This window comes from Halapricum hydrolyticum, from assembly GCF_025517535.1.
Taxonomy (GTDB): Archaea; Halobacteriota; Halobacteria; order Halobacteriales; family Haloarculaceae; genus Halapricum; species Halapricum hydrolyticum.
The window spans coordinates 106338-132699 of record NZ_JAOPKC010000005.1; the positions used below are offsets into that span (position 1 = coordinate 106338).

At 64.4% G+C, this 26362-nt stretch carries 25 protein-coding genes; 20 read left to right on the forward strand and 5 right to left on the reverse strand.

Annotated elements, in window-relative coordinates; translation table 11 throughout:
- The first annotated feature begins 87 nt into the window (after window positions 1-87).
- Window positions 88-1401, forward strand: a complete 1314-nt coding sequence (locus OB916_RS07135) for an MFS transporter (RefSeq protein ID WP_315908606.1) — start codon at window positions 88-90, stop codon at window positions 1399-1401.
- Window positions 1402-1409: 8 nt separating this feature from the next.
- On the opposite strand, the gene OB916_RS07140 is transcribed toward OB916_RS07135, so the two are convergent.
- The 3 genes from OB916_RS07140 to OB916_RS07150 all read right to left on the reverse strand — a co-directional run bounded on the left by OB916_RS07140 (window position 1410) and on the right by OB916_RS07150 (window position 4516).
- Window positions 1410-2360, reverse strand: a complete 951-nt coding sequence (locus tag OB916_RS07140; RefSeq protein ID WP_315908607.1) for an electron transfer flavoprotein subunit alpha/FixB family protein — start codon at window positions 2358-2360, stop codon at window positions 1410-1412.
- The gene (locus tag OB916_RS07145; protein WP_315908608.1) at window positions 2357-3136 is read right to left on the reverse strand and encodes an electron transfer flavoprotein subunit beta/FixA family protein; all 780 of its coding nucleotides are present in this window, start codon (window positions 3134-3136) and stop codon (window positions 2357-2359) included. Before OB916_RS07145 ends, OB916_RS07140 begins: the two co-directional genes overlap by 4 nt.
- Window positions 3137-3226: 90 nt before the next feature.
- The gene (locus tag OB916_RS07150; RefSeq protein WP_315908609.1) at window positions 3227-4516 is read right to left on the reverse strand and encodes a DUF7345 domain-containing protein; all 1290 of its coding nucleotides are present in this window, start codon (window positions 4514-4516) and stop codon (window positions 3227-3229) included.
- Between the two features lie 230 nt (window positions 4517-4746).
- Here OB916_RS07150 and OB916_RS07155 point away from each other — a divergent pair, with 230 nt between their 5' ends.
- The 3 genes from OB916_RS07155 (at window position 4747) to OB916_RS07165 (ending at window position 6888) form a co-directional block, all read left to right on the forward strand.
- A complete protein-coding gene (locus OB916_RS07155; protein ID WP_315908610.1) occupies window positions 4747-6009 on the forward strand; it encodes a DUF7096 domain-containing protein in 1263 nt (420 codons plus the stop codon).
- A gap of 72 nt (window positions 6010-6081) precedes the next feature.
- Entirely contained in the window at window positions 6082-6543 is a 462-nt protein-coding gene (locus tag OB916_RS07160) for a type IV pilin (RefSeq protein WP_315908611.1), read from the forward strand.
- Between the two features lie 162 nt (window positions 6544-6705).
- Window positions 6706-6888, forward strand: a complete 183-nt coding sequence (locus OB916_RS07165) for a hypothetical protein (protein WP_315908612.1) — start codon at window positions 6706-6708, stop codon at window positions 6886-6888.
- A gap of 227 nt (window positions 6889-7115) precedes the next feature.
- Here the strand turns inward: OB916_RS07165 and OB916_RS07170 are convergent, their stop codons facing one another.
- Window positions 7116-7739 (reverse strand): methyltransferase domain-containing protein, encoded by a 624-nt coding sequence (locus OB916_RS07170; RefSeq protein ID WP_315908613.1) that lies wholly within the window; start codon window positions 7737-7739, stop codon window positions 7116-7118.
- Between the two features lie 100 nt (window positions 7740-7839).
- On the opposite strand from OB916_RS07170, the gene ahaH reads away from it, so the two are divergent.
- The 11 genes from ahaH to OB916_RS07225 all read left to right on the forward strand — a co-directional run bounded on the left by ahaH (window position 7840) and on the right by OB916_RS07225 (window position 18898).
- Window positions 7840-8172 (forward strand): ATP synthase archaeal subunit H, encoded by a 333-nt coding sequence (gene ahaH, locus OB916_RS07175; protein ID WP_315908614.1) that lies wholly within the window; start codon window positions 7840-7842, stop codon window positions 8170-8172.
- Complete coding sequence (locus OB916_RS07180; RefSeq protein ID WP_315908615.1) at window positions 8159-10387, forward strand: V-type ATPase 116kDa subunit family protein; 2229 nt, start codon at window positions 8159-8161, stop codon at window positions 10385-10387. The genes ahaH and OB916_RS07180 overlap by 14 nt, the downstream gene beginning before the upstream one ends.
- A gap of 189 nt (window positions 10388-10576) precedes the next feature.
- A complete protein-coding gene (locus OB916_RS07185; protein ID WP_390884053.1) occupies window positions 10577-10849 on the forward strand; it encodes a hypothetical protein in 273 nt (90 codons plus the stop codon).
- 22 nt (window positions 10850-10871) lie between these two features.
- Window positions 10872-11456, forward strand: coding sequence for a V-type ATP synthase subunit E (locus OB916_RS07190; protein ID WP_315908617.1), 585 nt, complete (start codon window positions 10872-10874; stop codon window positions 11454-11456).
- A complete protein-coding gene (locus OB916_RS07195; RefSeq protein ID WP_315908618.1) occupies window positions 11453-12529 on the forward strand; it encodes a V-type ATP synthase subunit C in 1077 nt (358 codons plus the stop codon). Before OB916_RS07190 ends, OB916_RS07195 begins: the two co-directional genes overlap by 4 nt.
- Entirely contained in the window at window positions 12526-12861 is a 336-nt protein-coding gene (locus OB916_RS07200) for a V-type ATP synthase subunit F (RefSeq protein WP_315908619.1), read from the forward strand. Before OB916_RS07195 ends, OB916_RS07200 begins: the two co-directional genes overlap by 4 nt.
- On the forward strand, window positions 12858-14615 hold the full coding sequence (locus OB916_RS07205; RefSeq protein WP_315908620.1) for an ATP synthase subunit A: 1758 nt from the start codon (window positions 12858-12860) through the stop codon (window positions 14613-14615). Before OB916_RS07200 ends, OB916_RS07205 begins: the two co-directional genes overlap by 4 nt.
- A 2-nt stretch (window positions 14616-14617) precedes the next feature.
- Window positions 14618-16024, forward strand: coding sequence for a V-type ATP synthase subunit B (locus OB916_RS07210; protein WP_315908621.1), 1407 nt, complete (start codon window positions 14618-14620; stop codon window positions 16022-16024).
- 257 nt (window positions 16025-16281) lie between these two features.
- Window positions 16282-17055, forward strand: coding sequence for a bacteriorhodopsin (locus OB916_RS07215; RefSeq protein ID WP_315908622.1), 774 nt, complete (start codon window positions 16282-16284; stop codon window positions 17053-17055).
- 59 nt (window positions 17056-17114) lie between these two features.
- Window positions 17115-17846, forward strand: coding sequence for a lycopene cyclase domain-containing protein (locus OB916_RS07220; protein ID WP_315908623.1), 732 nt, complete (start codon window positions 17115-17117; stop codon window positions 17844-17846).
- Window positions 17847-17875: 29 nt separating this feature from the next.
- On the forward strand, window positions 17876-18898 hold the full coding sequence (locus tag OB916_RS07225) for a Brp/Blh family beta-carotene 15,15'-dioxygenase (RefSeq protein WP_315908624.1): 1023 nt from the start codon (window positions 17876-17878) through the stop codon (window positions 18896-18898).
- Between the two features lie 30 nt (window positions 18899-18928).
- Here the strand turns inward: OB916_RS07225 and serA are convergent, their stop codons facing one another.
- Complete coding sequence (serA, locus tag OB916_RS07230) at window positions 18929-20497, reverse strand: phosphoglycerate dehydrogenase (RefSeq protein ID WP_315908625.1); 1569 nt, start codon at window positions 20495-20497, stop codon at window positions 18929-18931.
- A gap of 331 nt (window positions 20498-20828) precedes the next feature.
- On the opposite strand from serA, the gene OB916_RS07235 reads away from it, so the two are divergent.
- The 5 genes from OB916_RS07235 to hemB all read left to right on the forward strand — a co-directional run bounded on the left by OB916_RS07235 (window position 20829) and on the right by hemB (window position 25899).
- Window positions 20829-21668 carry a TrmB family transcriptional regulator gene (locus tag OB916_RS07235; RefSeq protein WP_315908626.1) on the forward strand — a complete coding sequence of 280 codons (840 nt, stop codon included), beginning with the start codon at window positions 20829-20831 and terminating at the stop codon, window positions 21666-21668.
- A gap of 94 nt (window positions 21669-21762) precedes the next feature.
- Window positions 21763-23094 carry an NAD(P) transhydrogenase subunit alpha gene (locus tag OB916_RS07240; RefSeq protein WP_315908627.1) on the forward strand — a complete coding sequence of 444 codons (1332 nt, stop codon included), beginning with the start codon at window positions 21763-21765 and terminating at the stop codon, window positions 23092-23094.
- Complete coding sequence (locus OB916_RS07245) at window positions 23091-23372, forward strand: NAD(P) transhydrogenase subunit alpha (protein ID WP_315908628.1); 282 nt, start codon at window positions 23091-23093, stop codon at window positions 23370-23372. Before OB916_RS07240 ends, OB916_RS07245 begins: the two co-directional genes overlap by 4 nt.
- A gap of 1 nt (window position 23373) precedes the next feature.
- Window positions 23374-24822: an NAD(P)(+) transhydrogenase (Re/Si-specific) subunit beta gene (locus tag OB916_RS07250; RefSeq protein WP_315908629.1), complete on the forward strand. Its 1449-nt coding sequence runs from the start codon at window positions 23374-23376 to the stop codon at window positions 24820-24822.
- 96 nt (window positions 24823-24918) lie between these two features.
- Entirely contained in the window at window positions 24919-25899 is a 981-nt protein-coding gene (gene hemB / locus OB916_RS07255) for a porphobilinogen synthase (protein WP_315908630.1), read from the forward strand.
- Window positions 25900-26362 lie beyond the last annotated feature (463 nt).

The window sequence follows — 26362 nt, forward strand, 5'->3', positions numbered from 1 at the left end:
TTGGAGAACGATCGCCAAAAGTCCCGCGTCCCGAGGACGCTCCGACCCGGGGAACTATGCCGACGGCCGACGAACCGGCGTCAGTCGATGACCGACCGCTGGCTGTATCCGTGGGGACTCGGATCCGTCGCCTTCGGCGGTGCCTCGCTTCTGGTGCCGCTGTATGCCGTCCAACTCGGCGCGTCGGCGTTCCAGCTCGGCCTGCTGGCGTCTGCCGCCGCGGTCGCGGGCGCGCCCGGTGCGATCGTTTTTGGCCGACTCGCCGATCACGTTTCGTTCCGTCGACCGCTCGTGATCGGGACGCTGGCGACCGTGGCCGCGTGTCTCGCCGTGATCCCGTTTGTCTCTGCGGTCACGGTTGTCATCGCCGCAAACGCCGTGCTCTGGCTGGTCATCGCGGCAGTCGCACCAGTCGTGACGATGATCGTCGTCGACGCCGCGCCGGAATCTACCTGGGCCGAGCGTATCGGCCGACTCAACACGTTCCAGGGGTACGGGTGGGCTGGCGGGCTACTGATCGGGGCCGTCTGGCCGCTTGCAGTCGGTCGGTTCGTCGGCGCCGGGACGGCCACTCGAACGCTGTTCTGGGCGTTCGCTGCCTGCGGTGTGTTCAGTGCTGCGGGGACAGCCTGGGCGCTTCCGAAGCCGGACGAGCACGTCACGAACCCGCGCCGGCTCCGACGGATCAGTCGTATACTCGCCACGTCCTCCCGGAGTATCCGGGGGACGACCGTCGTCTTTTCGCCGAATCGCATCTACTGGTCGACGCGCGCGCTCCGCCCGGGACAACTCCGCGGGCGGGCCAACCCCGCCCTGGTGACCTACCTCGTGGCCGTCTGTCTGTTTCTGTCGGGCTCGGCGGCGTTCTGGGCACCGCTTCCCCTCGCGCTCACGGACGCCGGAATCGGCTCTGGCACCGTCTTCGCGCTCTACTTGCTCGCGAGTCTCGGTTCGGCAGCGCTGTACGGACCCGCCGGCCGGCTCGCGTCTCGATACGACCTCCGCCGGCTCCAGGCGGGTGCGCTCGCCGTTCGGGGGATCTCGTTGCCGGTCGTCGCACTGGCGGCCGGTATCGGTGCCGTCTCGCTCCGATTCGGCTTCGTTGGCCTCTGGCTTTTGATCGTCGGCGCTACCTGGGGCGTCATGGCCGTCGTCGGGACGGCGATCGTGACGCGCCTCGCACCGCCGGGAATTCGGGGCGAGGTACTCGGTATCCACGCCGCCCTCGGGGCCGCCGCGGGCGGCGTCGGCGGGATCCTCGGCGGCTGGGTCGCGACGATCGGCTATCTCGCCGCCTTCGCGCTCGCTGGCGCGCTCGTGCTGCTCGGCGCGGCGCTGGTGATCTCGCTGCGGATCGTCTCGGGTCACTCGCTCTCAGAAGAGAGCCCCTCCCGGCCCTGATCGACTGGCTACGATCGCGTGAGCTGTTCGGTCAGCGCCGGGACGACCTCGAAAAGATCGTCGACGACGCCGTAATCGGCGACCTCGAAGATCGGTGCGTTCGGATCGTCATTGATCGCGATGAACGTCTCCGCGCGCACGCCAGAGACGTGCTGGACCGTCCCGGAGATCCCGACGGCGATGTACAGCTCCGGGGAGACAGTCTTGCCGCTCTGGCCGACCTGCCGATCGGCGGGTAGCCACCCGTTGTCGATGACCGGCCGCGAGGCCGCGAGCGTCGCGTCCAGCGCATCGGCGAGGTCGCGGACGATCTCGAGGTTGTCTTCGGACTCGATGCCGCGACCGACAGCGACCAGCACGTCGGCCTCGGCGATGTCGACCTCGCCGCCGATCTCCTGGAATCCGGTCACCGTCGAGCGGACGGCTGACTCGTCGATCCTGGCGTCGAAGGCCGATATTTCGGCGTCGCCGGTCCCGCCGGCTCGCGGCCACGATCCGGGGCGGATCGTCACGGCTGCCTGTTGTGTGTCGATGTCGAGTGTCGTTTCGACTTTCCCTCCGTACAGTTCGCGCGTGACCGTCAGGTGCTCGTCGTAGGAGAGCTCAGTCGCGTCGGTCACGATCGGGATGTCGAGCCGTTCGGCGACTGCCGGGAGGTAATCCAGTCCGTTGACCGTGTTCGGGGCGAGCACCACCGTTGGTTCCACCGCCTCGACGAGCTGGGTGACGGCCTGCGTGTAGACGTCGTGGTTGAACTCCTCGCCGTAGGCGACTGTGTGCACGACGTCGACGTCCTCGCGGTTCAGCCGTTCGGTGTAACGCTCGATGTCGCCGCTAACGACGCCGACGTGCAGTCCCCCATCGGTGGCGTCGGCGAGTTTGCGACTTGCCGCGAGCAGTTCCAGACTCACCTCACGCAACTCCCCGCGGCGGTGTTCGGCGATCGCCAGCACCGTCATCGTATCACCCCCGTCTCCTCGATGACGGCTGCGAGTTCGGTGGCCGTCTCTTCGGGGCTGCCCTCGTAGATCGTCGCCTCCCCTTCGCTTTCCGGCTCGTAGAGGTCGGTCTGTTCGATCGGCGACGCAATCGCGTCTACATCGAGATCCAGATCGGCGAGCGACCGGGTATCGATCTCAGCCTGCTGGGCCCGCGTGATGTCGCGCAGGCTGGCATGCCGTGGCTGGTTGATCCCGGTCTGAATCGACAGCACGGCCGGCCGCTCGACGTCAGTCAGTTCTTCGAGATTCCCCTCCAGTTCGCGATGGACGTGTGCGACCTCATCGATCTGGAGATCGTTGACGACGGTGCCCCACGCCCACCCGAGCGTCGACGCGAGCGCGACCGGCGTCGCACCGAAGACGTCGTCTCCGGACTGGACGCCCGTGAACACGAGATCCGGCTGCTCCGCGTCGACGACTGCCCCGAGAACGGTCGCTTTCGTCAGGGGATCGAGGATGTCCAGCGCCGCCAGTTCCTCGTCCCAGACTCGGATCGCGCGATCCGCGCCTTTCGCCAGTGCCTGCCTGACCGTCCCCTCGACACCCTCGGGACCGATCGTGGCCGTGACGACTTCCCCGCCCCCGTCTTCGGCAATCTGAACGGCTTCTTCGAGCGCGTAGGCGTCCCACTCGTTGAGGTCCGTCGAGAGGTATCGACTGTCGATCTCGAGCCCGTCGATCTCGAATACGGTATCGACCGACTCCGTCTCCGTAATCGTGACGAGGATCTTCATCGGGCGTGGGTGACGGCTGGAAGAGGGTAAACGTTTCCGACAGTGCGCCCGGGTGCCGGAGCTGCTGGTGACTCTGACGGCGGCTACGAGCTATTGATCGGGCTCTTCGTCTGGGAACGAGATGAGGTTTTCACGGCCGATACGGAGTTTTTCGACCAGACCCTCTTCGGCCATCGAGGAGAGCAGCTGTGAGACTTTTGCGCTCGACCAGCCTGTCTCCTCGACGATGCGTGCCTGTTTCATCCGTCCACCGTTTTCGGTCAGCAACCGCTCGACGCGCTCTTCGTCGCTCAACAGTTCCTCGTCGATCTCGTCCTGTTCGTCGGTCTCCTCGCCTTCGGTCGCCGCTTGCTCGCCTGCGACCATCGCTTCACGACCGCTTTCGGCCGTCTCTTCGCTGCCTTCGCTCGTCGCTTCTCGCTCGCCTTCGACCGCCGATGCTCGATCGCCGATTTCACTCTCGTCTGTCGGAGCTGTGGCGTCAGTTCGTGACGTTCCGGCTGCTGCCGACGCACTCGAGCTGGAACCGGCTGTCGGCTGCTGTCCGGGTAACTTCCCGACGCGAGCCGCGTACCCGAGCACCACAAGGATACTGAGCAGTGCGATGACGCCGACGAGCAGCCCGACCAGCCCGTCCGTCCGCTCGGCCAGGGGCGTCGTCGCGTTCCCCGGTTCGGTCGTCGGTGGGGCCGTCGAGATGGGATCGAAGACGGCGTACGGACGATTCGGGCCGAACGTGTGTGGACCCTCCCAGCGGAGCTGTCGGTTCTGGACGTTCGTGCTGGCACTGTAGAACTGATAGCTCGGCGGGCGCGTGATGATCAGCGTCTCCTGTTCGGAGAGGCCGGGAAACCAGCGTGGCTCCGTCTGAAAGGCGTCGTCGACGTGGATCCGACCGCTCTCCTCGTGACTGAAGTTCGTCCACGTGAACGACAGCAGCAGCGCGCCGCCGTCAGTACCGGTCCGCGTATCGCGACTCACGTCGGAGATATCCATCTGACGGCCGGTCGTCTCGGCGACGAGCTCGCTCGCTCCCTCGAACGCGGCGACCGTCTGTCCGGAGTACTCTCCCTCGATGAACCGTTCCGCGACCGCCTCGAACCCTTCCCGATGCGAGTCGTTCTCGAAGCGGAAGGTCCGGTTGATCGTCCACCGTGCGTCGCCGTCAGACTGGACGTCGATTCGATACGTCGTCTCGATCTCGAACGACGAGTCCGGGAGGACGGATGCCCGGGCGTCGACAGTGTGGGAGTGAGACCCGACTGTGGACGGCTGATCCGGCAGTGTCCCGGTCGAGAGGGCATGCAGGGGTGCCACGCCGGCCACGAGGAGGACGCCAGCCAGCGCGACGGCGAAGGTAGCGCGGGACCACGCGGGCATTGTGTACTGGGGGATGCTTCCCGCTGGCGGAAAACCCTTTCTATCAGGAAACTACGGGGTAGCGTCGTTCATCCGGCGGTATAGGTCGCGAATACCTGATTTCCTGAGCGGGCCTCTCCCTGCTGGCTGTCCGTTTGTGACGATGTCCGGTCAGCTCCCGAAATCCGTTCGAAACCCCTCCGCTAGTAGATGGCTTTTTGCCCACACCCTCCGTACGCCCCGACAGACAGATGTCATCGCCCGTTGCTGGCCGCACAGCCCTCCTCGCCGTCGTGCTTCTTCTGGCCGGTGTCACCGCCGGCCTCGCTGGTTCCGCCAGTGGGCCCGCGGCGGACACGGGAGATTCCCGGACCTTGCAGGCGTCTCTGGGGCAGGCGAACGGAACGACGAACTACCTGCAGGTGCCCGACGAAGACCTCCAGCGGACGGGTCTCTATCGGGCGTCCGTCGACGTGACTGCCGCGACCCGGATCGACGGCGACCGGCTCGCACTCGAGCACGCGTTCGAATCGTTCCGGACGCGCTTTGAAAGAGCCGACACGGAGGCCGAGCGGACCGCTGCGGTCCGCGAACTCACTGAAACGTTAGACGACCACACGGCGACGCTCCGCCAGCGTCAGGAGCGCGCGATCGATCGATACAACGCCGGGGATCTCGGACCGAACGAGTTCATCGTGGTGCTGACCCGGGTCGACGCGACCGCCGAGGAGGTCCAGGACACCGCCGGGTCGGTTATTACCCTCGACGAGACGACGCTCGATTACACGCTCCCGCCCGAGTACGAAACGCAACTGCGCAACTACGAGGCGGACGTCCTCACCAGCAGGGGATTGATTCGCGAAGTCGAGTTCAGGCCCGCGATCGCCGGTAGCGGTCCGTCGCGACTCGTCTACGTCGAAACCGGGTCCGAGAGTGTCGTCGTCACGACCATCGTCAACGATCGATACGTCCGGGAAGGGTTCGACACCCGTGCGCTCGATCCTGACGGGACGCCGCAACTTCGGACGTTCCTCGACGCGCTCAATCGGGCTGAAGTGCTGTACCCGTGGGCGATGGCGCCGTCGTCACAGAAACAACCTCCGCGGGTCGAGACGCTCCGGAACGCGTCGATTTTCAGCGTCGACGTGTCGCACGTGCAGGGCGAACTGAGCCTGTATCTCGACGCGTCGACGACTGACGTGTTCAAAGAACAGCAGATACGTGATCTCACGACTGTGACACCCCCCAGAACGTATACGAACGGCTCCGGTGAGTTCGAACTGACAGTCAACGCGACCCACGACACCGGTCCGCTCGAAGTATCGATCGTCAGACGAACGACAGGCGGGGGTGCCAACGCCTCGGTCTCGATCGACGGCACGTCCGTCGGGACGACCGGCCCGGACGGTCGCCTGTGGACGCTCGACACCCGGGGCACGACGTCGGTTCGGGTCACGACTGCGAACAATGCCACGTTCACCATCGAGGTTCCTCCCGGCGAAGGCTCCCGGTAGCTGTCCGCAGCCGCGACGACCCGCGAGGAATACGTCCCCACATTCAAGTACGATACCGGCCCACCGGAGGGCGTGACACGCGCGCTCACGCCGGTCGTCGGTGTCGCGCTGCTCGTGGTCGTGACCGTCGCCCTGGCCGGGCTGGCGGGGGCAGTCGTCCTCGGATCCGAGCCTGCCGAGTCGACGCCACAGGCGCGACTCTCGGTCAGCGCCGACGCCGGAGCCGACCGGATCGCCGTCACTCACGAAGGCGGAGCGACGCTCTCGACGGAGGCGCTGACCGTCCGAATCGAGATCGACGGGCAGCCGCTCACCCACCAGCCGCCAGTGCCGTTTTTCGCCGCACGTGGGTTCGTCAGTGGTCCGACCGGCCCGTTCAATCCGGCCGCCGGGGAGACGTGGACGGCCGGCGAGACCGCGACGCTAGAACTCGCCAGCACCAACGCGCCGCTGATCGATCCCGGCTCGACGGTCGCCGTGACGGTCGCGACCGACCGCGGCGTGACCGCGCGTCTGGAAACGAGCGCGTCCTGACTGATACTGCGCTCGGCGGTTCGAGCCGCGAGAACGCGCGTACCTGCTGCACGCGAGAGCTTGCGGCAGCGTCGAGGGTCGCCGCGACGGCGTTGGTCGCGCACGCCGACGACATCGGAGAACGAGGTCGCGCTCCGCCACGGGGATCGCGTGCAGGTACTGGTGGAGGGCCGAACACTCGAGCGCGGCGACCCCGTTTCGGATCCGCTCGTCAGGGGACTGCAGCCCCTGCGCGGTCAGTACGGCGAGCAGGCGAGCCGGAAACTGCCCCGGAACGGACCGACACAGCACCTCGGTGACGCGGTCGGCAGTGGTGACGTCGGAGTCGACCGCCTCGGCGAGTAACCCGACCAGCGCTCGACTGTCAGCACGTCCGAGTACCATTGCCCACTCAGGTGCTGATTGAATAATCATTCAGCAGCCTGAAAAGGATTTCGACGACCACCTTTTTCCCGTTCGGGTCGCCGTCGGCGACCGCTCACGGCAAAAACGTGGGCGAAAAAGGCCGCGACTCCTTGCAGTCGTCGCGGTGAAACGCCTCTCTCCGCTCGGCGTATGCTCGCTGCAGCAGGCTACTCTTCGGGGACATCCGCAACAGTCGTAATCGCGCGTGGGCTTCCCGGTCGAGCCTGCTGAATGTGGTGTTCGAACTCCTCGAAGCCAGCTTCCCGGAACATACGGTCGGCCTCTTCCTCGTCGTAGAACAGCATGATCGCGTCGGCGAGCTTCTGGAAGACGGTGTTGGTGGGGTAGTCGGGGCCGACGATCAGAACCTTCCCACCGGGTTTGACGACACGTCGACATTCCTCGAGCGCGTCGACCGGGTTGGGCCAGTACTCGATCGAACCGGACGACCAGACGACGTCGAAGGCGTCGTCCCGGTAGGGCAGGCGCTCGGCATCGCCGCGGGTGAACCGGACGGGACCGCTGCGGCCGAACTTCGCGTAGGCTTTCTCCAGCTGGTGGGGACTCTGATCGAGCCCGTAGACGGTCTCGACGTGCTGGAGCAGCCCCTCCGTGGCGAAACCGGTGCCACAGCCGACGTCCAGTACGCGCTCGTCACCGTCCAGTTCGAGCCAGCCGATGGCCTCGTCGCGCATCTCCTCGTTCCAGATGAAGGGGTTGATGCGGTCGTAGACCTGCGAGAGGTACTTGTAGAAGAGCCGTGCCCGACCCTTGTGTTCGAGGACGCCCATCGAGCATCTGTTAGGACCAGGTCGTCATAATCCCCCGGATTTGACTGCGGACTTCGCAACTACCAAATAGGCGGTCTTACAACGACCATACGACTAGACAATGCCACGGGAACAGGTTCTCAGGGACATCAAAGCAGCCGAGGAAGAGGCGGACGAGATCGTCGCCAACGCCGAGGCCGAGCGCGAGCAACGGATCGAGCAGGCGCGCGAGCGCGCCGAAGAGATCCGCAAGGAGGCTAGACAGGAGGCCGAAGAGATGGCCGAGCAGCGCCTGGCCGAGGCCCGTGCGGAGATCGAGGCCGAGCGCGATCGGATCGTCGAGGAAGGCGAAGAAGAGAGCGAGCGCCTCGAAGAGCGCGCCGAACAGCGGCTCGACGAGGTCGTCGACCACGTCGTGTCGCTGTTCGAGGAGGAGGTACATGCTCAGGCCTGAGCGGATGAGCCGGGTCTCGGTGACGGGATCCAAACGCGTCATGGATGACGTGATCGAGGCCGTCCACGATCTCGATCTGCTGCACCTCAGCGATTACACCAACGAGATCGAAGGCTTCGAACCCGGCAATCCGCTCGAAGGCGCGGACGAGTACTCCGAGAAGCTCGTGACCGTCCGGGCTCTCAAGAGCACGCTGGGAATCGAGGACGACTACGAGGGTCCGACCCACGTCGTTACCGACGAGGACCTCGAAGACGAACTCGAGGACGTCCGCCAGGAAGTCAACGCGCTGGACGACCGACACGAGGAGGCCCGGAGCGAACTCCGGTCGATCAGAGAGGACATCGAGCAACTCGAGTTCTTCGTCCAGCTCGGCATCGACCTCGATCTGCTCGGTGGCTACGACAGCCTCGAAGTCGCCGTCGGCGAAGGCGATCCCGAAACTGTGACGGCGGCACTGGAAGAAAGCGAGATCGAGACCTTCGACGTCACGGCCGAGGGCGAGGCGATCGCCGTGTTCGCACATGTCGACGACCCCGGTGCCCTCGAGGACGCGCTCGTTAGCGCGACGTTCAGCGAGGTCCCGATACCGGACGCGACTGGCGATCCAGCGGAGTATCTCAAGGATCGCCGACACCGCAAGCAACAGCTCGAATCGAAACTCAGTACCGTCGAGGACGAACTTGAGGATCTCAAGCTGAAGGTCGGTGGTTTCCTGCTGGCCGCCGAGGAGAAGCTAACGATCGCCGTCCAGAAACGGGAAGCGCCGCTGTCCTTCGCGACGACCGACAACGCGTTCGTCGCCGAAGGGTGGTTGCCGACAGCCGAGGTCGACACGCTCAGAGACGCAGTCGAAACGGCTGCCGACGGGACCGTCGAAGTCGAAGAGCTCGAACAGGCCGACTACGACGAAAACGGACATCCCGTGCACAGCGAAGACGTCGAGGACGAATCAGGCGACGGTCCTCCGGAGCCGTCGGGCAGCCGCGAGCCGGATCGGACGGACGGCCCGGTCGCAAGAGAACGCGCCGAGGAGGAGTCCGAGCGGACGGCCGCTGACGGCGGGTACGTCCCGCTCGGAAAAGACAGTCCGCCGACCGTCCAGGACAATCCTGAGGGGATCAAACCGTTCGAGGCTCTGGTCGAAGTGATCAACCGGCCGAAGTACACGGAACTCGATCCGACGGTGATCCTCTTTCTGACGTTCCCGACGTTCTTCGGATTCATGATCGGAGACCTCGGGTACGGCCTCCTCTACATGGGTCTTGGGTACTGGCTGATGACGAGCTTCGACAGCGACGTGATCGCCAGCCTCGGCGGCATCGCGCTGTGGGCCGGCGGGTTCACCGCACTGTTCGGCATCCTCTACGGGGAGATATTCGGGCTTCACCAGCTCGGCGAGTTCGTCTGGAACGGCCATCCGCCGATCCACAAGGGGCTGCAGCCGGAGTACATCCGGTTCGCCAAAGCCTGGCTCCTGATCAGTATCATCGTGGGCGTGCTCCATCTCGTCGTGGGGCGCGTGTTCGATCTCTTCAATAATCTCCACCACGGCGTCCGGGAGGCGTTCCTCGAGAGCGGCCCCTGGATCCTGATGACCGTCGGGATCTGGCTGTGGGTGTTCAGCACGCACATCAGCGGGCCGAAACCCGACTTCATGTTCGAGGTATTCAACACGGGCAGCGAGGCCGCGTTCAAGCTCGGCTTCGCCGGCTTCTCCGAAACCGTCGGGTTCGTCGGGCTCGGGATGCTCGCGGTCGGGTTCGTGCTCGGCGTCGTCGCCGAGGGCGGGATCGTGATCATCGAGAGCATCACGCAGGTGTTCGGCCACGTCATCTCCTACACTCGGCTGGCGGCGGTCCTGCTGGCGAAAGCCGGCATGGCCCTGGCAGTGAACCTGCTGGTGTTTGGAGCCTACAAACACGACGGCGCGTTCCACTTCATCTTCTTCCAGGGAATGCCCGAGGAGACCGAGTGGATCATCTTCTCCGGCCTGGTCAACGCTGACGGTGCAGCCGCACTCGTCCTCGGAGTCCTCGCCGGGATCGTCATCCTCCTGCTCGGCCACCTGCTGGTCCTGTTGCTGGGTGTCACCAGCGCGGGCTTGCAGTCGATCCGTCTCGAGTACGTCGAGTTCTTCGGCAAGTTCTACGAGGGCGGCGGGGCAGTCTACAACCCGTTCGGACACGATCGAAACTACACCGTCGAAGAGTGACGCTGCCGGCAAGCCGTTTCGACGGCGATCGACCGGACTACTGCGGCGCGTTTTCCCACACGGCACGCCAGCCGTGGGTGAGTTCGATCGCGATAATCCAGTATATTCGGACGCTTTGGGAAGCTTTATAGGTTCGGTGGGGGGACTAACAACCGTTCGGAAACACGCGAACAGCGATATACACACATGATTCCGGAAACACTCGCACCACTGTTCGTCGTACTGCAAGAAAACGTAGCGGCCGCACCGGCGATCCCGGAGGGTGACTTCCAGCTCGGGATGGCGGCACTGGCAGTCGGGCTGGCCGCATTTGGCGCGGGATACGCGGAGCGGGGCATCGGTGCCGCGGCCGTGGGGGCAGTCGCCGAGGACGACGATATGTTCGGTCGTGGGCTGATCCTCACGGTCATTCCCGAGACGCTCGTCATTCTCGCGCTGGTCGTCGTGTTCCTCACGCTGTAACACCGGTATCCTCTGACCATTTATGAGTCTCGACAGCGTCACAGAAGACATCAAAGAGCAGGCTCGCGCACGTGCGGAGGAGATTCGCTCCGACGCCGAGCAGCGGGCCGAAAGGATCGTCGAGGAGGCCGAGCAGGAGGCCGAGGAGATCCGCAGGCAAAAAGAGAGCGAGATCGAGCGGCAGATAGAACAGGAGCGCGAGCAGCGTCTCTCGAGTGGGAACCTGGAGGCGAAACAAAAACAGCTGGCCGCCCGTCGCCAGACCCTCGAGGAGGTTCGCGAGCGCGTCGAAGACGCGCTCGTCAATCTCGACGAGGAGACTCGCGAGGAGTTGACGCGGGAGCTGATCGAAGCGGCCATCACGGAGTTCGAGGATGTCGAGACGGCCGAAGTGTACGGTCGTAGCGACGACGAGGCGCTGCTGACGTCGATCCTCGAGGAGTACGACAGCTTCGAGTACGGCGGCGAGACCGACTGTCTCGGCGGCGTCGTCGTCGAGAGCGACGCGTCCAGGGTTCGGATCGACAACACGTTCGATTCGGTCCTCGAGGACGTCTGGCAGGAATCGCTTCGCGAAATCAGTGACGAACTGTTCGAGGAGCAATGAGCGCACAGTACGGCGGTCCGGCCGGTGAAGCGAGCAACTACGAATACGTGACTGCGCGGGTCAGCGCCCGGCGTGCATCGTTGTTCGACGAGGACGACTACCGCAAACTCGTCCGGATGGGAACCGGTGAGATCGCCCGTTTCATGGAAGAGACGGAGTACGGACGGGAGATGAACGCTCTCGGTGCTCGCTACTCGGGCGTCGACCTCATCGAGTACGCGCTCAACCGCAACCTCGCGAAACACTTCAACGACCTGCTGCGGTGGGCGACCGGGGAAGCGTACGACTACATCGCCCGGTACCTCCGGAAGTTCGACGCCTGGAACGTCAAGACGGCGCTGCGCGGGATCTACTCCGAGGCCGGTGCTGACGCGATCCGGTCGGACTACATCCGGGCGGGCGAATTCGACGACGACCTGCTCGAACAGCTGGCGGTGGCTGACTCCGTCGAAGCGGCAATCGAGACCCTGGAGCAGACGATCTTTGCGGACGCCCTGCGCGAGGCGTACGACGATTACGAGGAGACGAACCTGCTCGTGCCGCTGGAAAACGCGGTCGACCGGGTGTTCTTCGAAGACATCGACGAGGGGCTGCCGTCCCGCGTACAGGCAGACAGGGCGACGGAGCTGTATATCGAGTTCATCACCGCAGAGATCGATTTCAGCAACGTCCGCAACGCCCTTCGGCTGGCTCGCAGCGGGGCGGATATGGATCCTGCCGCGTACTTCATCGATGGCGGCCGGCTCTTCGACGCCGAGGAGCTGCGCCAGCTCGTCGGTAATCGCGATCAGCTCGTCGAGCACATCCGCGAGAGCATCTACGGCGACGACCTCGCCGAGGCACTGACCGAACTCGAAGAAAGCGACGACATCGTTCGCTTCGAGAACGTGCTCGACGCCGCGCTGCTGGCGTTCGCCGACCGGCTCGCGAACCGCTACCCGCCGTCGGTATGTTCGGTCCTGTCGTACATTCTCGCCAAGGAGCGAGAGGTCGACAATATCCGGGCGATCGCGCGGGGCCGGGAAGCCGACCTCGCGCCCGAAGAGATCGAAACGGAGCTGGTGATGTTATGAGCAAGGAAATCGCCGTCGTCGGCTCGCCGGACTTCACGACCGGGTTCCGCCTGGCAGGTGTTCGCAAGGCGGTCAGCGTCCCTGAAGACGAGATGAGTGCGGAATTAGACGAGACCGTCAAGGAGCAGCTCGAAAGCGACGACGTCGGTATTCTCGTGATGCACGACGACGATCTGGAGTATCTCTCTCGGGGCGTCCGTGAGGCGGTCCAGCAGAGCGTCGATCCAGTGTTGGTGACGCTCGGCGGCGGCACCGACAGCGGGAACCTGCGCGAACAGATCAAACGAGCGATCGGTATCGACCTGATGGAGGAAGACGAACAGCAACTATGAGTCAAGGACAGACATCCGACGTCCGTGAAGACGGCGTCATCGAGAGCGTATCGGGCCCCGTCGTCACGGCGGACCTCGACGCCCGGATGAACGACGTGGTGTACGTCGGTTCGGAAGGGCTGATGGGCGAAGTGATCGAGATCGAAGGCGACGTGACGACGATCCAGGTGTACGAGGAGACCTCCGGCGTGTCGTCGGGCGAACCTGTCGAAACGACCGGGCAGCCGTTGACGGTTGATCTCGGTCCCGGGATGCTGGATTCGATCTACGACGGTGTCCAGCGCCCGCTACAGGTCCTCGAAGAGAAGATGAACAGCGCGTTCCTCGACCGCGGGGTCGACGCCCCGGGGATCGACCTGGACGAACTCTGGGAGTTCACTCCCGAAGTCGCGGAAGGCGACACTGTCGAGCCTGGCGACATCGTGGGAACCGTCCCCGAGACGCGGACGATCGATCACAAGGTGATGGTTCCGCCCGATTACGAGGGCGGCGAGGTCGTCGAAGCCGAGTCCGGGAACTTCACCGTCGACGAGACGGTCGTCGAACTGGACAACGGCGAAGAGATCACGATGCACCAGGAGTGGCCGGTCCGCCAGCAGCGTCCGGCCAGCGAAAAGCAGACGCCGACCGAACCGCTGGTGTCGGGCCAGCGGATCCTCGACGGGCTGTTTCCCATCGCGAAAGGCGGGACGGCCGCGATTCCGGGGCCGTTCGGTTCCGGGAAGACGGTGACCCAACACCAGCTCGCCAAGTGGGCCGACGCGGACATCGTCGTCTACGTCGGCTGTGGCGAGCGTGGTAACGAGATGACCGAAGTCATCGAGGACTTCCCGGACCTGGAAGACCCGACGACGGGTAACCCGCTGATGGACCGGACGACGCTGATCGCCAACACGTCGAACATGCCTGTCGCGGCCCGCGAATCGTCGGTGTACACCGGGATCACCATCGCCGAGTACTTCCGCGACATGGGATACAACGTCGCGCTGATGGCCGACTCGACCTCGCGGTGGGCCGAGGCCATGCGCGAAATCTCCTCGCGACTGGAGGAGATGCCCGGCGAAGAGGGGTATCCCGCCTATCTCGCCGCGCGACTGGCGGAGTTCTACGAGCGTGCCGGCTACTTCGAGAACGTCAACGGCACCGAGGGATCGGTGTCGGTCATCGGGGCGGTTTCGCCGCCCGGTGGGGACTTCTCGGAGCCAGTCACCCAGAACACGCTACGGATCGTCAAGACGTTCTGGGCACTGGACGCCGACCTCGCGGAACGGCGGCACTTCCCGGCGATCAACTGGACCGAATCCTACTCGCTGTATCGCGACCAGCTCGATCCGTGGTTCGAGGAGAACGTCGAGTCGGACTGGTCCGAGCAGCGCCAGTGGGCGATCGATACGCTCGACGAGGAAGCAGAACTCCAGGAGATCGTCCAGCTGGTCGGCAAGGACGCGCTGCCGGAGGACCAGCAGCTCACGCTTGAGGTCGCCCGGTACCTGCGTGAGGCGTGGCTCCAGCAGAACGCGTTCCACGACGTGGACACCTATTGCTCGCCGGAGAAGACCTACCGCATCCTCGGGGCGATCAAGACGTTCAACGACGAGGCCTTCGACGCGCTCGATGCGGGCGTACCAGTCGAAGAGATTACCGACATCGAGTCGCTCCCACGGTTGAACCGTATCGGCGTGCAGGAAGACTACAACGAGTTCGTCGACGAACTCGAGGAAGACATCGCGAGCGAACTCCGGGAGATGTACTAACCATGCAGAAAGAATACAAGACGATCACGGAGATCAGCGGACCGCTGGTGTTCGCCGAAGTCGACGAGCCGGTCGGGTACAACGAGATCGTCGAGATCGAGACGCCGGACGGCCAGATCCGTCGCGGACAAGTGCTGGAGACGACCAGCGACCACGTCGCCATTCAGGTCTTCGAAGGGACGGGCGGTATCGACCGGAAGTCGTCCGTTCGATTCCTCGGCGAGACGATGAAGATGAAGCTGACCGAGGACTTGCTCGGTCGCGTCCTGGACGGGTCGGGCCAGCCCATCGACGGCGGCCCGGAGATCGAACCGGACAAGCGCGAAGATATCGTCGGCGAGGCGATCAATCCCTACTCCCGGGAGTACCCCGCGGAGTTCATCCAGACGGGCGTCTCGGCCATCGACGGGATGAACACGCTCGTCCGCGGCCAGAAGCTACCGATTTTCTCCAGTTCGGGACAGCCTCACAACGACCTGGCGCTGCAGATCGCCCGTCAGGCGACCGTCCCCGAAGAAGAGAAAGAGGGCGGCGAGTCGGAGTTCGCGGTGATCTTCGGCGCGATGGGGATCACCGCCGAAGAGGCCAACGAGTTCATGGACGACTTCGAGCGCACGGGCGCGCTCGAACGCAGCGTCGTCTTCATGAACCTCGCGGACGACCCCGCGACCGAGCGGACGCTTACCCCGCGGCTGGCGCTGACGACCGCGGAGTATCTGGCCTTCGAGAAGGGGTATCACGTCCTGACGATCCTGACGGACATGACCAACTACTGTGAGGCGCTGCGCGAGATCGGGGCTGCCCGCGAGGAAGTTCCCGGTCGGCGTGGCTACCCCGGGTACATGTACACTGACCTCGCGCAACTGTACGAGCGGGCCGGCCGGATCAAGGGTCAGGATGGGTCGATCACCCAGATCCCGATCCTGACGATGCCGAGCGACGACATCACTCACCCGATCCCGGACCTGACCGGCTACATTACCGAGGGCCAGATCATCATCGATCCGGACCTCAACAGCCAGGGTATCAAGCCGCCGATCAACGTGTTGCCCAGCCTCTCGCGGCTGATGGACGACGGGATCGGTGAGGGACTGACCCGGGCCGATCACGCCGACGTCTCCGACCAGCTGTATGCTGCCTACGCAGAAGGTGAGGATCTGCGCGACCTCGTGAACATCGTCGGTCGCGAGGCCCTCTCGGAACGTGACAACAAGTACCTCGACTTCGCCGATCGCTTCGAAGCGGAGTTCGTCCAGCAGGGCTTCACGACTGACCGCGACATCGAAGAGACCCTGGAGATCGGCTGGGATCTGCTCAGCATGCTCCCGAAAGAGGAACTCAACCGCATCGACGAGGATCTCATCGAGGAGCACTACCGCGAGGACGAGTCGGTCGAAGTCGAAGCCTGATCGTCCCGCACTGAACGCGCTTTTTCCGACGTTTCTCTCCGCCTGCCGACTGTGTAGGTCCGATATCTGCGAACGAATACCACACCCAACACATTGTGTCCTTCGTGAGCGTCGCGTCGCGAAACGGTCGATCGGTCGCGGGGCCGGACAGTCGTCGGTCTGCCAGCGTCGCGGACACGTACCGGCAAGCCGGTGACGGTTCCCAAACTATTGTGTCGTATCGATAATCCGGACCAGCCTATAGTATCTCGTGTACCATGGCACAAGGCAGCGAAGTCACATGGCTTTGGCTCGGCACAGCAGGCATGCTCCTGGGGATGCTGTACTTCATCGCCCGGGGATACAATGTCAAAGACAGTCGGCGACAGAAGTTTTACATCGTAACGACGTTCATCGCGGCGATCGCGTTCGCCAATTACCTGGCGATGGCGACCGGGTTCGGCGTGATCGATCTCGCCGAATACCTCCCGCAAGACGCCGCGATCCTCGACGGGAAAGAAGAGTTGTTGATCTACTGGCCGCGATACACGGACTGGATCCTGACGACGCCACTGTTGCTGTACGACCTGGCGTTGCTCGCGGGAGCGGACCGTAACACGATCGCGACGCTGGTCGGGCTGGACGTCATGATGATCCTGACCGGGCTGGTCGCGACGCTGACCGTCAACCCGATCGACTCCCTCGGCCTGAGCGTCGAGGCACACCGCCTGATCTGGTGGGGCGTCAGCACCGGCTTCTTCCTGGTGCTGATCTTCTACCTGTTCCGGGGCCTCTCGGAGAAGGCAGCCCAACTGTCGGGCAACACGAAGAGCACGTTCAACACCCTACGGTACATGATCGTCGGCCTGTGGTTCGTCTACCCGGTCTGGTGGTTGATCGGGACCGAGGGCCTCGCAGTCGTCGGACTCCCCATCGAGACCGCCGGGTTCATGGTACTCGACCTGACAGCGAAGGTCGGGTTCGGGATCGTGCTCCTGCGCAGTCACAGCGTCCTCGACGACGCTGGCACGTCGACAGCGTCGGCCGCATAGTCGTATAGAGTCGACGGGCGTTTCATCGCCCCGTTCGTATCGACGCCGGTCACCACCCAATGGTAACACTCACGTACGTCGGATTTCACGCTGTATTCGTCGCCCCGCCACTGTTCGTGTTAGCGTCGGTGACCGCGAACCGAGAGCGATCAGCGCGATCGGTCGTCCGGACGGTCCCGGTCGTCGCCATTCTCGCGCTCGCACTCGCATACACCACACCCTGGGACAATTACCTGATCCATCGCGGGGTCTGGTGGTACGGCGAGGGCGTCGTCGCCGGGCGACTCTGGCTCGCTCCGATCGAGGAGTACCTGTTCGTCCTGCTCCAGCCGATCGTCGCGACGCTGTGGCTGGCGCTCGTCTCGGAGTCGTTCGAGTGGCCGAGAAAGCGCATCACTATGACGCTGCGGGACCGCCTGCTCGGCGTCGTGGCGGCCGCGGGCATCGGCGTCGCCGGACTCGCGATGCTGACTTGGCCGGCGACGTTTTACATGGGCGCGATCCTCTCGTGGGCAGCACCCGTGCTGGCGCTGCAGTGGGCGGTCGGCTGGCGGTATCTGGTTGCACGCTGGCGTCTGACGGCGATCGGAACGCTCGCACCCGCGCTGTACTTCGCGGCCACCGATCGAGTCGCGATCCACTACGGGATCTGGAGCCTCTCGGAGCGGTACACGACCGGTCTGACCGTCGGTGGGCTCCCGATCGAGGAGGGGGCGTTCTTCGTGGTGACGACGCTGTTCGTCGTCCAGGGGCTCGTGCTCTACCCGTGGGTGATCGAGCGGTGGCGCTGATCGACGACGCCCGGCGGGGTGATCGAGCAGTGGCGCCGACTGACGACGCCCGGGGGCGACTGGCCGCAGCGACGTTTCGACCCGTCTGGATCGTCCTCGCGGCCGTCGCCGCCATACACGTCCTGGGAATCCGTGTTCCGCGTCCGATACAGTACGCCGTCCTTCTGTCGACGGTGCTCGTCCTCGGATTGCCCCACGGCGCGCTCGATCACCTCACGCTACCTCGTGCGCGCGACCGGGCAGTGACGTTGCGCGGGGTCGCCGTCTTCTCGGTGGCGTATCTCGCGGTCGCTGGCGCCTACGGACTGGCGTGGCTACTCGCGCCGACGGCGTCGTTCGTCGGGTTCGTCCTGCTGACGTGGTTTCACTGGGGTCAGGGCGACCGGGCGCACCTCGCAGTGATCGCCGACGCGTCGCACCTCGACGATCGCCTGATCGGCTGGCTGACCCTGCTCGTCCGCGGCGGGCTCCCAATGATGGTCCCGCTGATCGGCTTTCCCGACGCCTACGAGTCGGTCGCGCGGACCGTGGTCGGATTGTTCGATCCTGCCGGGGGCGCGGGGTGGCTCGGGTTGCTCTTCGAGCCGACGACGCGTCTGGCGCTGGGCCTCGGGTTTGCCCTGCTGACGCTCGCGACCCTGGCGCTGGGCTACCGCGCGGTCGACGACCGACGTGGCTGGCAGGTCGATGCCCTCGAAACGGCGCTGCTGTGGGTGTTTTTCCTGACTGTCCCGCCGGTCCTGGCGGTCGGGATCTACTTCGTCGTCTGGCACTCGCTTCGGCACCTGGCACGCCTGATCACCGTCGACGACGTCGCGACGACGGCACTGGCTCGTGGCGCGACCGATCGGCTCCTGGCCCGCGTCGGTCGGGACGCGCTCCCGATGACTGCCGGCGCGCTCGTGCTGTTCGGTGCACTCGCCGTGGTCGTACCGAACGAACCGGGATCGCTCGCCGGCGTCGGCGGCGTCTACCTGGTGTTGCTGGCCGTGCTGACGCTCCCCCACGCCGGGGTCGTCACGGCGCTCGACCGGATACAGGGCGTAAGCTGAAAGAACAGTTCGACGGTACTGCCGGAACGACTACTGTTCGAGGTCGATCAGCGTGACGTCGATGATCCGGTCGTCGTCGAGCAGTTCGTCGACGACCTCGTCGCCGACGGGATCGTCGAGGTTGTAGACGGTCAGCGCCTCTCCGTCGATGCTCTCGCGGGCGTTGGACATGCTCGCGATGTTGACGTCGTGGTCGCCGAGGATCCGACCGATAGCGCCGATGACGCCCGGCTCGTCGCGGTTTCGCGACAGCAGCATGTAGCCGTACGGTTCGGCGTCGACGCGGTAGCCGTCGATCTCGACGAGACGGGGGTCTTCGCCCGCGTAGAGCGTCCCGGAAACCGTCAACGATTCCTCGCCGTTGCCGACGGTGACCGAAAGCAGGTTCCGGAAGTCTTTGGTCTCGCGACGGCGACTCTCGGTGACGTCGATGCCGCGCCGTTCTGCGATGCGTGCAGGGGCGTTGACGACCTGGTCCTGCCAGCCGTAGGGTTTGAACACGGCAGCAGTCACCAGGTCGAGGTCCTCGTCGGCGATGTCACCGGCATAGGTGATCTCGATCTCCTCGATCCGGCCGTCGAACAGGCGCATGGCGACCAGACTCGCCGTCTCGGCGACCTCGACGTAGTTGCGGATGCGGGGGTAGGCTGTCGCTTCGACGGAGGGGACGTTGATCGCGTTTTTGACCAGTTCCCCGTTCAGCGCGTTGACGACCTGGTCGGCAGCGGTCACGGCGACGTTGACCTGGGCGTTGCGCGTTTTCGCACCGAGGTGTGGCGTCGTGATGATGTTCTCGACGTCCATGAACGGGTGGTCATCGGCCGGCGGCTCCTCGCTGTAAACGTCGACGCCCGCGCCTTTGATCCGGCCGGACTCGACGGCCTCCGCGAGCGCGGGCTCGTCGATGATCCCGCCGCGGGACGTGTGGATGACGAAGTCGCCCTCGAATCGCTCGATCTCCGCCTCGCCGATGAGACCGCGCGTCTCCTCCGTCAGGCGAGCCTGCACCGAGAGGAGGTCGACGGTCTCCAGCAGTTCGTCCAGTTCGAGCAACTCGACGTCCATCTGGTCGGCGCGGTCCTCGCCCAGGTACGGGTCGTAGGCGACGACGTCGAGTCCGAGGTTGTCGAACCGCCAGCCGACTTCCTGGCCGAGTCGACCCAGGCCGACGATCCCGACGGTCATCCCGCCGAGTTCGCTCCGGGTGATGTCGTCTTTGGCCCACTCGCCCTCGATGAGACGCTGGTGGGCTTGCGGGACCTGGCTGGCGACGGTAAACGCCAGCCCGATGGTCAGCTCCGCGGCCGCACGGACGTTGCCGCGCGGGGCGTTGGCGACGATGACACCGTGGTCGGTCGCCGCCGGAATGTCGATGTTGTCGACGCCGATGCCGGCCCGCGAGACAATCTGCAGGTTCGGTGCGGCCTCGAACACCTCGCGGGTGATCTCTGTCCCGCGAACCAGCAGGCCGTTGACGTCCTCTATCTGCTCGATAACGCCCTCCGTATCGACGTCGTAGTCGGTCACCACCTCGTAACCGGCATCGCGCAACCGAGCGAGGCCAGCGTCGGAGATCGGATCCGTGACCAGTACCTTCATACTCGGTAGGTACCCACCCACCGGTTTATCTGTACCGAAACGCGCGGGGAACTGGCCGTGTACAACAGTGATGGACTCCCGGCTCTGGAGGGTGACACGACGAGCGGAATCGAAAGATCTAGTCGGCGGCCGACTCGCGCTGCTCGCTCAACTTCTCCCAGATCTCGGTACAACCGGCGCCGTCTTCGAGTCCATCCAGGTGATCGTCGGGGTGCGGCTCGGGTTCGTCCATGTTACTCACGATCTTAGTAACATCATTTACGTCTGCCATTATAAGTGTTGCGGGACTCGAAGCACACGCTTAACTCGCTCGCAGATACATCGGCAGACGATGAGCGATGCCGAGGACCTGCTCGCGCACCTGGACTTGCGGGAGTACGAGACGACGGCCCTGCGAGAACTGCTGACACTCGGACGTTCGACGGCGCCGAATCTCGCGGAGGCGACGGGGATTCCGCGAGCCCGGATCTACGAGGTGCTCGACGAACTCGCCGATCGAGGGTTCGTCGAGGTGATCCCTGGCCGGCCCAAGGAGTATCAGGCCAAACATCCCGAGGAGATCCTCGATCGCGCGGTCGAGAACGAACGCCAGGACTTCGAATCGTTCCGCGCGGAGATCGAAGACGTCCGCGAGGAGTTCGTCTCGACGTTCGGCCCGCTGTTCGAGCGCGCCAGCGGGGACATCACACCGACCGAGGACCTGTTTCACGTCGTCGACGTCGGCGAACCCAGCGAGACGGAGACGCGCCAGCTCTATCACGACGCCGAACGGGAAGTGCACGTTCTCACGAAGAGCTTCGCGTATCTGGAGTCGATCAGGCCAGCGCTGGAGGACGCCCTGAACCGTGGGGTCGAGATCCGGGTACTGATGCTCGATCCGGCGCACCTGTCGCCGGACAACCGCGAGGTACAAGCCACCATTTATCAGGAACTGACCGATAGCCGCCCGGGGGTCGAGGTGCGGTTCAGCAACGAGAAGCTCCCGCTGCGCGGGACGGTCGCCGATCCGAGCATGGACTACGAGTCCGGAAAGGCGATCTTGCTGGTCGAGGAGAAAGACGTTCCGCTGTCGATGCGACAGGCGGCCGTCACGGATAACGGCAGTTTCGTCGCCGGTATCGAGCGACTGTTCGAGCTGATCTGGGAGCACGACAGTACCGACGCGTATTGATACTACTCGCGTCTGGGTGAAATTATTGAATTCAAATTTCGGACGGTGATTGTCCGATACCGTAAGAAAAGTAACCCTCACCCTCGGAGAGGAAATGGACAATGGCACACAACACGCTGCACGCCGGGCACGGGCAGACGAACGCACGTCCGTCGCGCCCGTCGTGGGAGGTGTCGTCGTGATCGTCGGCGTACCGAACGAGGTCGGTGAGGAAGACCGCGTCGCGCTCGTCCCGCCAGTCGCGGCCGAGTTGGTCGAAGACGGACACGAGGTGTACGTCGAGTCCGGTGCCGGCGAGGGTGCCGGCTGGGCCGACGGCGAGTACGAATCGGTTGGGTGCACGGTCGTCGCCGACCGTGAGACGGTCTTCGAGGAAGCGACGGTGATACTGCAGGTGCAGGCGCTGGGTGCCGTCGACGACCCCCACATCGAGCAGTATCGCGAGGGGCAAGTCGTGATCGGGATGCTCGGCCCGTACGAGATTACCGACGAACAGCTCGCGGCGCTTGCCGACCGCGGCGTGAGCGCGTTCGCCCTGGAGCTAATTCCCAGGATCAGCCGCGCCCAGAGCATGGACGCACTGTCCTCGCAGGCCAGCCTGGCCGGCTACAAGGCCTGTCTGCTGGCCGCAGCGGACCTCCCGAAGATGTTCCCGATGGAGATGACCGCAGCGGGGACGATCCGTCCCGCGGACGTGTTCGTCATCGGGGCGGGCGTCGCCGGACTCAAGGCCATCGCGACGGCCGAACGCCTGGGCGCGTCCGTCAAGGCCTACGACATCCGCCTGGAGGCCAGACGCGACGTCGAGAGCCTCGGCGCGAAGTTCGTCGAACTCGACCTCGAGACCGAGGAGTCGGGCGACGAGGAGGGATACGCCCGCGAGATGGACGAGGAGTTCTACGCCGCCCAGCGCGAGCAGATGCAGGAGGTCGTCCCCGAGTCGGACGTCCTCATCACGACGGCCGCGATCCCGGGGGGACCCGCGCCGGAACTGGTCTCGACGGAGATGATCGAAGCCATGGACGACGGCTCGGTCGTCGTCGATCTGTCGGCCCCGACCGGTGGCAACTGCGAACCGACCGTCGCGGGCGAGACGATCGAACACGACGGCGTGACGATCTACGGGCCGACGAACTTGCCCTCCCAGATCAGTCACACCGCGAGCGGACAGTACGCCAACAACGTCGCCAACTTCCTGGAGAACCTCCTCGACGAGGGCGAACTGGCGTTCGACTTCGGCGACGAGATCGTCAACTCGACGCTGCTCGTCCACGACGGCACGGTCCGGAATCCGCATGAAGACGACCTTGACGAAGGGGACTCCGACGAGACGGCAGACGCCAACGAGGAGGACGCCAGCGGCGCTGACGAGGACGAAGCGGCCTCAGGCGACGGGACTGACGCCGAGGAGGTGAGCGAGGCATGAGCTTCGTCGGGAACCTGACGCTGTTCGTGCTCTCGGCGTTCGTCGGCTACGAGATCATCACGAAGATCCCGACGAACCTGCACACGCCGCTGATGTCCGGTGCGAACGCGATCTCCGGGATCACCTTGCTCGGTTCGGTCGTGGTCGCCGGCTCCGGGTCGACGACGCTGGCGACCGCGCTCGGATTCGTCGCGGTCGTGATGGCGACGATCAACGTCGTCGGCGGGTATCTCGTGAGTCATTTCATGTTGAGCGAGTTCAGTCAGGGGGGTCGCTGAGATGGCTGATGGAATCCTCGCCCAGCAACTGGACGAACAGGTGCTACAGTTCGTGTACCTCGTTGCCGGGATCATGTTCATCCAGGGCCTGCGCGATATGACTCACCCGCGGACGGCGACGCGTGGGAACCTGATCTCCTCCGGCGGGATGTTCCTCGCTGTGGTCGTCACGGTCCTGTGGTTCGAGATCCTCTCGCCGGCCGTCCTCGCGGCCGGGCTGCTGATCGGTGGTGCGATTGGGGCGTATCTCGCAGTCGCGGTCGAGACCACGGAGATGCCGCAGCTGGTCGGGCTGTTCAACGGGTTCGGTGGCGGCGCGTCGGCGGTCGTCGCTGGCGCGGAACTGATCGACACGTTCGCCAGCGGCGGCGACCTCGGCGTCGGCCTGACGGCGACAGCGGCTATCGCTGCGCTCATCGGCTCCGTGACTTTCTCCGGGAGCTTCGTCGCCGCCGGGAAGCTTCACGGGATCGTCGGTGAATCGCCGGTCAGTACCACTACCGGGCACGTGATCAAGGCTACGTTCCTCGTGGCCGCCGTCGCTGCTGGAGTCGTCCTCGTCGCCCAGCCGTCGCTGTTCGGCGGCATCCCTACCGCCGAGTGGATGCCCGTCTACTGGGTGATCGTCGCGGCGGCCCTGCTGTTGGGCGTGTTCCTCGTGGTTCCGATCGGCGGTGCGGACATGCCGGTCGTCATCTCGCTTTTGAACTCGTACTCGGGACTGGCGGCCGCCACGACCGGGTTCGTCCTGGACAACACCGTGTTGATCATCGCCGGGACGCTCGTCGGCGCGGCGGGGATGATCCTGACCATCATCATGTGTGAGTCGATGAACCGCTCGCTGGCGAACGTCTTCTTCGGCGGCCTCGGCGGCGACGACAGCGGCGAGGAGATGGAAGACCTCTACGAGGGCAACATCACCGAGACCTCGCCCGAGGAAGTCGTCATGCTCATGGAGACGGCCGACCGGGTCGTCATCGTCCCCGGATACGGCATGGCCGTCGCCCAGGCCCAGCACGCCGTCGCAGAACTCGTGGAACTGCTGGAAGACAACGACGTTGACGTCGAGTTCGGGATCCACCCGGTCGCGGGACGGATGCCAGGACACATGAACGCGTTGCTCGCCGAGGCGGACGTCCCCTACGACAAGATGCGCGAACTCGAAGAGGTCAACCCGACCTTCTCTCAGACGGACCTGGTGATCGTCACCGGTGCCAACGACGTCGTCAACCCGCGGGCAAAAGAGGACGACGGGAGCCCGATCTCGGGGATGCCGGTCCTCAACGTTGAGGAGGCTCGTCACGTCGTCGTCAACAAGCGCAGTCTCAGCCCCGGCTTCGCCGGGATCGCGAACCCGCTTTTCGCCCGCGACAACACGTCCATGCTCTTTGGCGACGCCAAGGAGTCGATGCAGGCGCTGGTCAACGAGTACAAAGAAGCGACCTCGTAGGGACAGCCGCTTCGGGAGCGCCGATTGGCTTCGGCCCGCGGACTCGCGACCGTACGGCGATGCCAACGTTTTCTACGTGCGGCCCGAAGAGACGGCATGGACCTCACAGCACGTCCGCGTCGCCTTCGACGCGACGGAATTCGGGGACTGGTCAGCGAAACCGATCTCTCCGCCAGCGACCTGATCGCGCCGGTGTTCGTCGACGCGACGACTGACGAGCGAATCCCGATCGGGTCGATGCCCGGCCACGAGCGCGTCCCGATCGACGAGGCGGTTGATCGCGTCGCTGAGATCCGGGAGACCGGGGTCGAGGCGGTCATCGTGTTCGGAATCCCCGAATCGAAAGACGCAGAGGGATCGCGCGCCTGGGCCGCCGAGGGCGTCGTCCAGGAGGCCGTCCGGCAGATTACCACAGAGACCGACGCCTACGTCATCACCGACGTCTGCCTGTGTGAGTACACCGAGCACGGTCACTGTGGCGTGATCGAACCGCACGCCCACGACGAGCCGACGCTCACCGTCGAGAACGACCCGACGCTCGAACTGCTCGCGAAGACGGCGGTCTCTCACGCCGAGGCCGGGGCGGACATGGTCGCGCCCTCTTCGATGACTGACGGGATGGTCGGCGCGATCCGCGAGGCGCTGGACGAGGAAGGGCACGCGGACGTGCCGATCATGAGCTACGCCGCGAAGTACGAGTCGGCCTTCTACGGCCCCTTCCGGGATGCGGCCGACGGCGCACCCGCGTTCGGGGATCGACGCCACTACCAGATGGACCCCGCTAACAGCCGGGAGGCCATCCGCGAAGTCGAACTGGACGTCGAGCAGGGCGCGGACGTATTGATGGTCAAACCCGCGCTGCCGTACCTGGATATCGTGCGCGACGTGCGCGAACGTTTCGATCATCCCGTCGCGGCCTACAACGTCTCCGGCGAGTACGCCATGCTCCACGCCGCCGCCGAGAAGGGATGGCTCGATCTCGAGGAGACGGCCTACGAGTCGCTACTTTCGATCAAGCGTGCCGGGGCGGATCTCATCCTGACGTATTTCGCCGAGGACATAGCTGACCGGCTGTGAGTGCGGCCAACACACTCTCGGCGACCGGCTGTGGCAGGTTGGGCACTCGCCTGCTTTGACGTGTCCTGGATAAAACCGGGTGAGTCATAAACCGTAATATAGTTTCTTTATTGTTTTAGTCTAATAGAGTATAATATGTCGCAGAGGGTTCTTGTACACGATGGATCGTGTATTACTGGCTGTCAGTGACGTAGGTGGATTTATACAGTGTACACGTGAACAGATAATATTTTAGTTTATGTGGGTATTCAGGACTATTTCTGAGGGTATGGGAGTTTAATACCACTAAAATTTGAATCATTTGTAATGACATAAAAATAACCTATATCGAATATATGATAGCGTGTAGTATGACTAGGTGCCAAAATACATTCAAAATGGTAGGAACTATGGATGAGTTTCTTTACTATGCCGCCCGCTCATCGATGTGGTCGAGAGCGACGTTTCAAACGATAGCCAAGGC

What these genes read in the sequence shown, in the direction of transcription:
- OB916_RS07135 (WP_315908606.1), top strand. Translation starts at nt 88, where the DNA reads ATGACCGACCGCTGGCTGTATCCGTGGGGACTCGGATCCGTCGCCTTC.
- OB916_RS07140 (WP_315908607.1), bottom strand. Translation starts at nt 2,360, where the DNA reads ATGACGGTGCTGGCGATCGCCGAACACCGCCGCGGGGAGTTGCGTGAG.
- OB916_RS07145 (WP_315908608.1), bottom strand. Translation starts at nt 3,136, where the DNA reads ATGAAGATCCTCGTCACGATTACGGAGACGGAGTCGGTCGATACCGTA.
- OB916_RS07150 (WP_315908609.1), bottom strand. Translation starts at nt 4,516, where the DNA reads ATGCCCGCGTGGTCCCGCGCTACCTTCGCCGTCGCGCTGGCTGGCGTC.
- OB916_RS07155 (WP_315908610.1), top strand. Translation starts at nt 4,747, where the DNA reads ATGTCATCGCCCGTTGCTGGCCGCACAGCCCTCCTCGCCGTCGTGCTT.
- OB916_RS07170 (WP_315908613.1), bottom strand. Translation starts at nt 7,739, where the DNA reads ATGGGCGTCCTCGAACACAAGGGTCGGGCACGGCTCTTCTACAAGTAC.
- ahaH (WP_315908614.1), top strand. Translation starts at nt 7,840, where the DNA reads ATGCCACGGGAACAGGTTCTCAGGGACATCAAAGCAGCCGAGGAAGAG.
- OB916_RS07180 (WP_315908615.1), top strand. Translation starts at nt 8,159, where the DNA reads ATGCTCAGGCCTGAGCGGATGAGCCGGGTCTCGGTGACGGGATCCAAA.
- OB916_RS07190 (WP_315908617.1), top strand. Translation starts at nt 10,872, where the DNA reads ATGAGTCTCGACAGCGTCACAGAAGACATCAAAGAGCAGGCTCGCGCA.
- OB916_RS07195 (WP_315908618.1), top strand. Translation starts at nt 11,453, where the DNA reads ATGAGCGCACAGTACGGCGGTCCGGCCGGTGAAGCGAGCAACTACGAA.
- OB916_RS07200 (WP_315908619.1), top strand. Translation starts at nt 12,526, where the DNA reads ATGAGCAAGGAAATCGCCGTCGTCGGCTCGCCGGACTTCACGACCGGG.
- OB916_RS07205 (WP_315908620.1), top strand. Translation starts at nt 12,858, where the DNA reads ATGAGTCAAGGACAGACATCCGACGTCCGTGAAGACGGCGTCATCGAG.
- OB916_RS07210 (WP_315908621.1), top strand. Translation starts at nt 14,618, where the DNA reads ATGCAGAAAGAATACAAGACGATCACGGAGATCAGCGGACCGCTGGTG.
- OB916_RS07215 (WP_315908622.1), top strand. Translation starts at nt 16,282, where the DNA reads ATGGCACAAGGCAGCGAAGTCACATGGCTTTGGCTCGGCACAGCAGGC.
- OB916_RS07220 (WP_315908623.1), top strand. Translation starts at nt 17,115, where the DNA reads ATGGTAACACTCACGTACGTCGGATTTCACGCTGTATTCGTCGCCCCG.
- serA (WP_315908625.1), bottom strand. Translation starts at nt 20,497, where the DNA reads ATGAAGGTACTGGTCACGGATCCGATCTCCGACGCTGGCCTCGCTCGG.
- OB916_RS07235 (WP_315908626.1), top strand. Translation starts at nt 20,829, where the DNA reads ATGAGCGATGCCGAGGACCTGCTCGCGCACCTGGACTTGCGGGAGTAC.
- OB916_RS07240 (WP_315908627.1), top strand. Translation starts at nt 21,763, where the DNA reads ATGGACAATGGCACACAACACGCTGCACGCCGGGCACGGGCAGACGAA.
- OB916_RS07245 (WP_315908628.1), top strand. Translation starts at nt 23,091, where the DNA reads ATGAGCTTCGTCGGGAACCTGACGCTGTTCGTGCTCTCGGCGTTCGTC.
- OB916_RS07250 (WP_315908629.1), top strand. Translation starts at nt 23,374, where the DNA reads ATGGCTGATGGAATCCTCGCCCAGCAACTGGACGAACAGGTGCTACAG.
- hemB (WP_315908630.1), top strand. Translation starts at nt 24,919, where the DNA reads ATGGACCTCACAGCACGTCCGCGTCGCCTTCGACGCGACGGAATTCGG.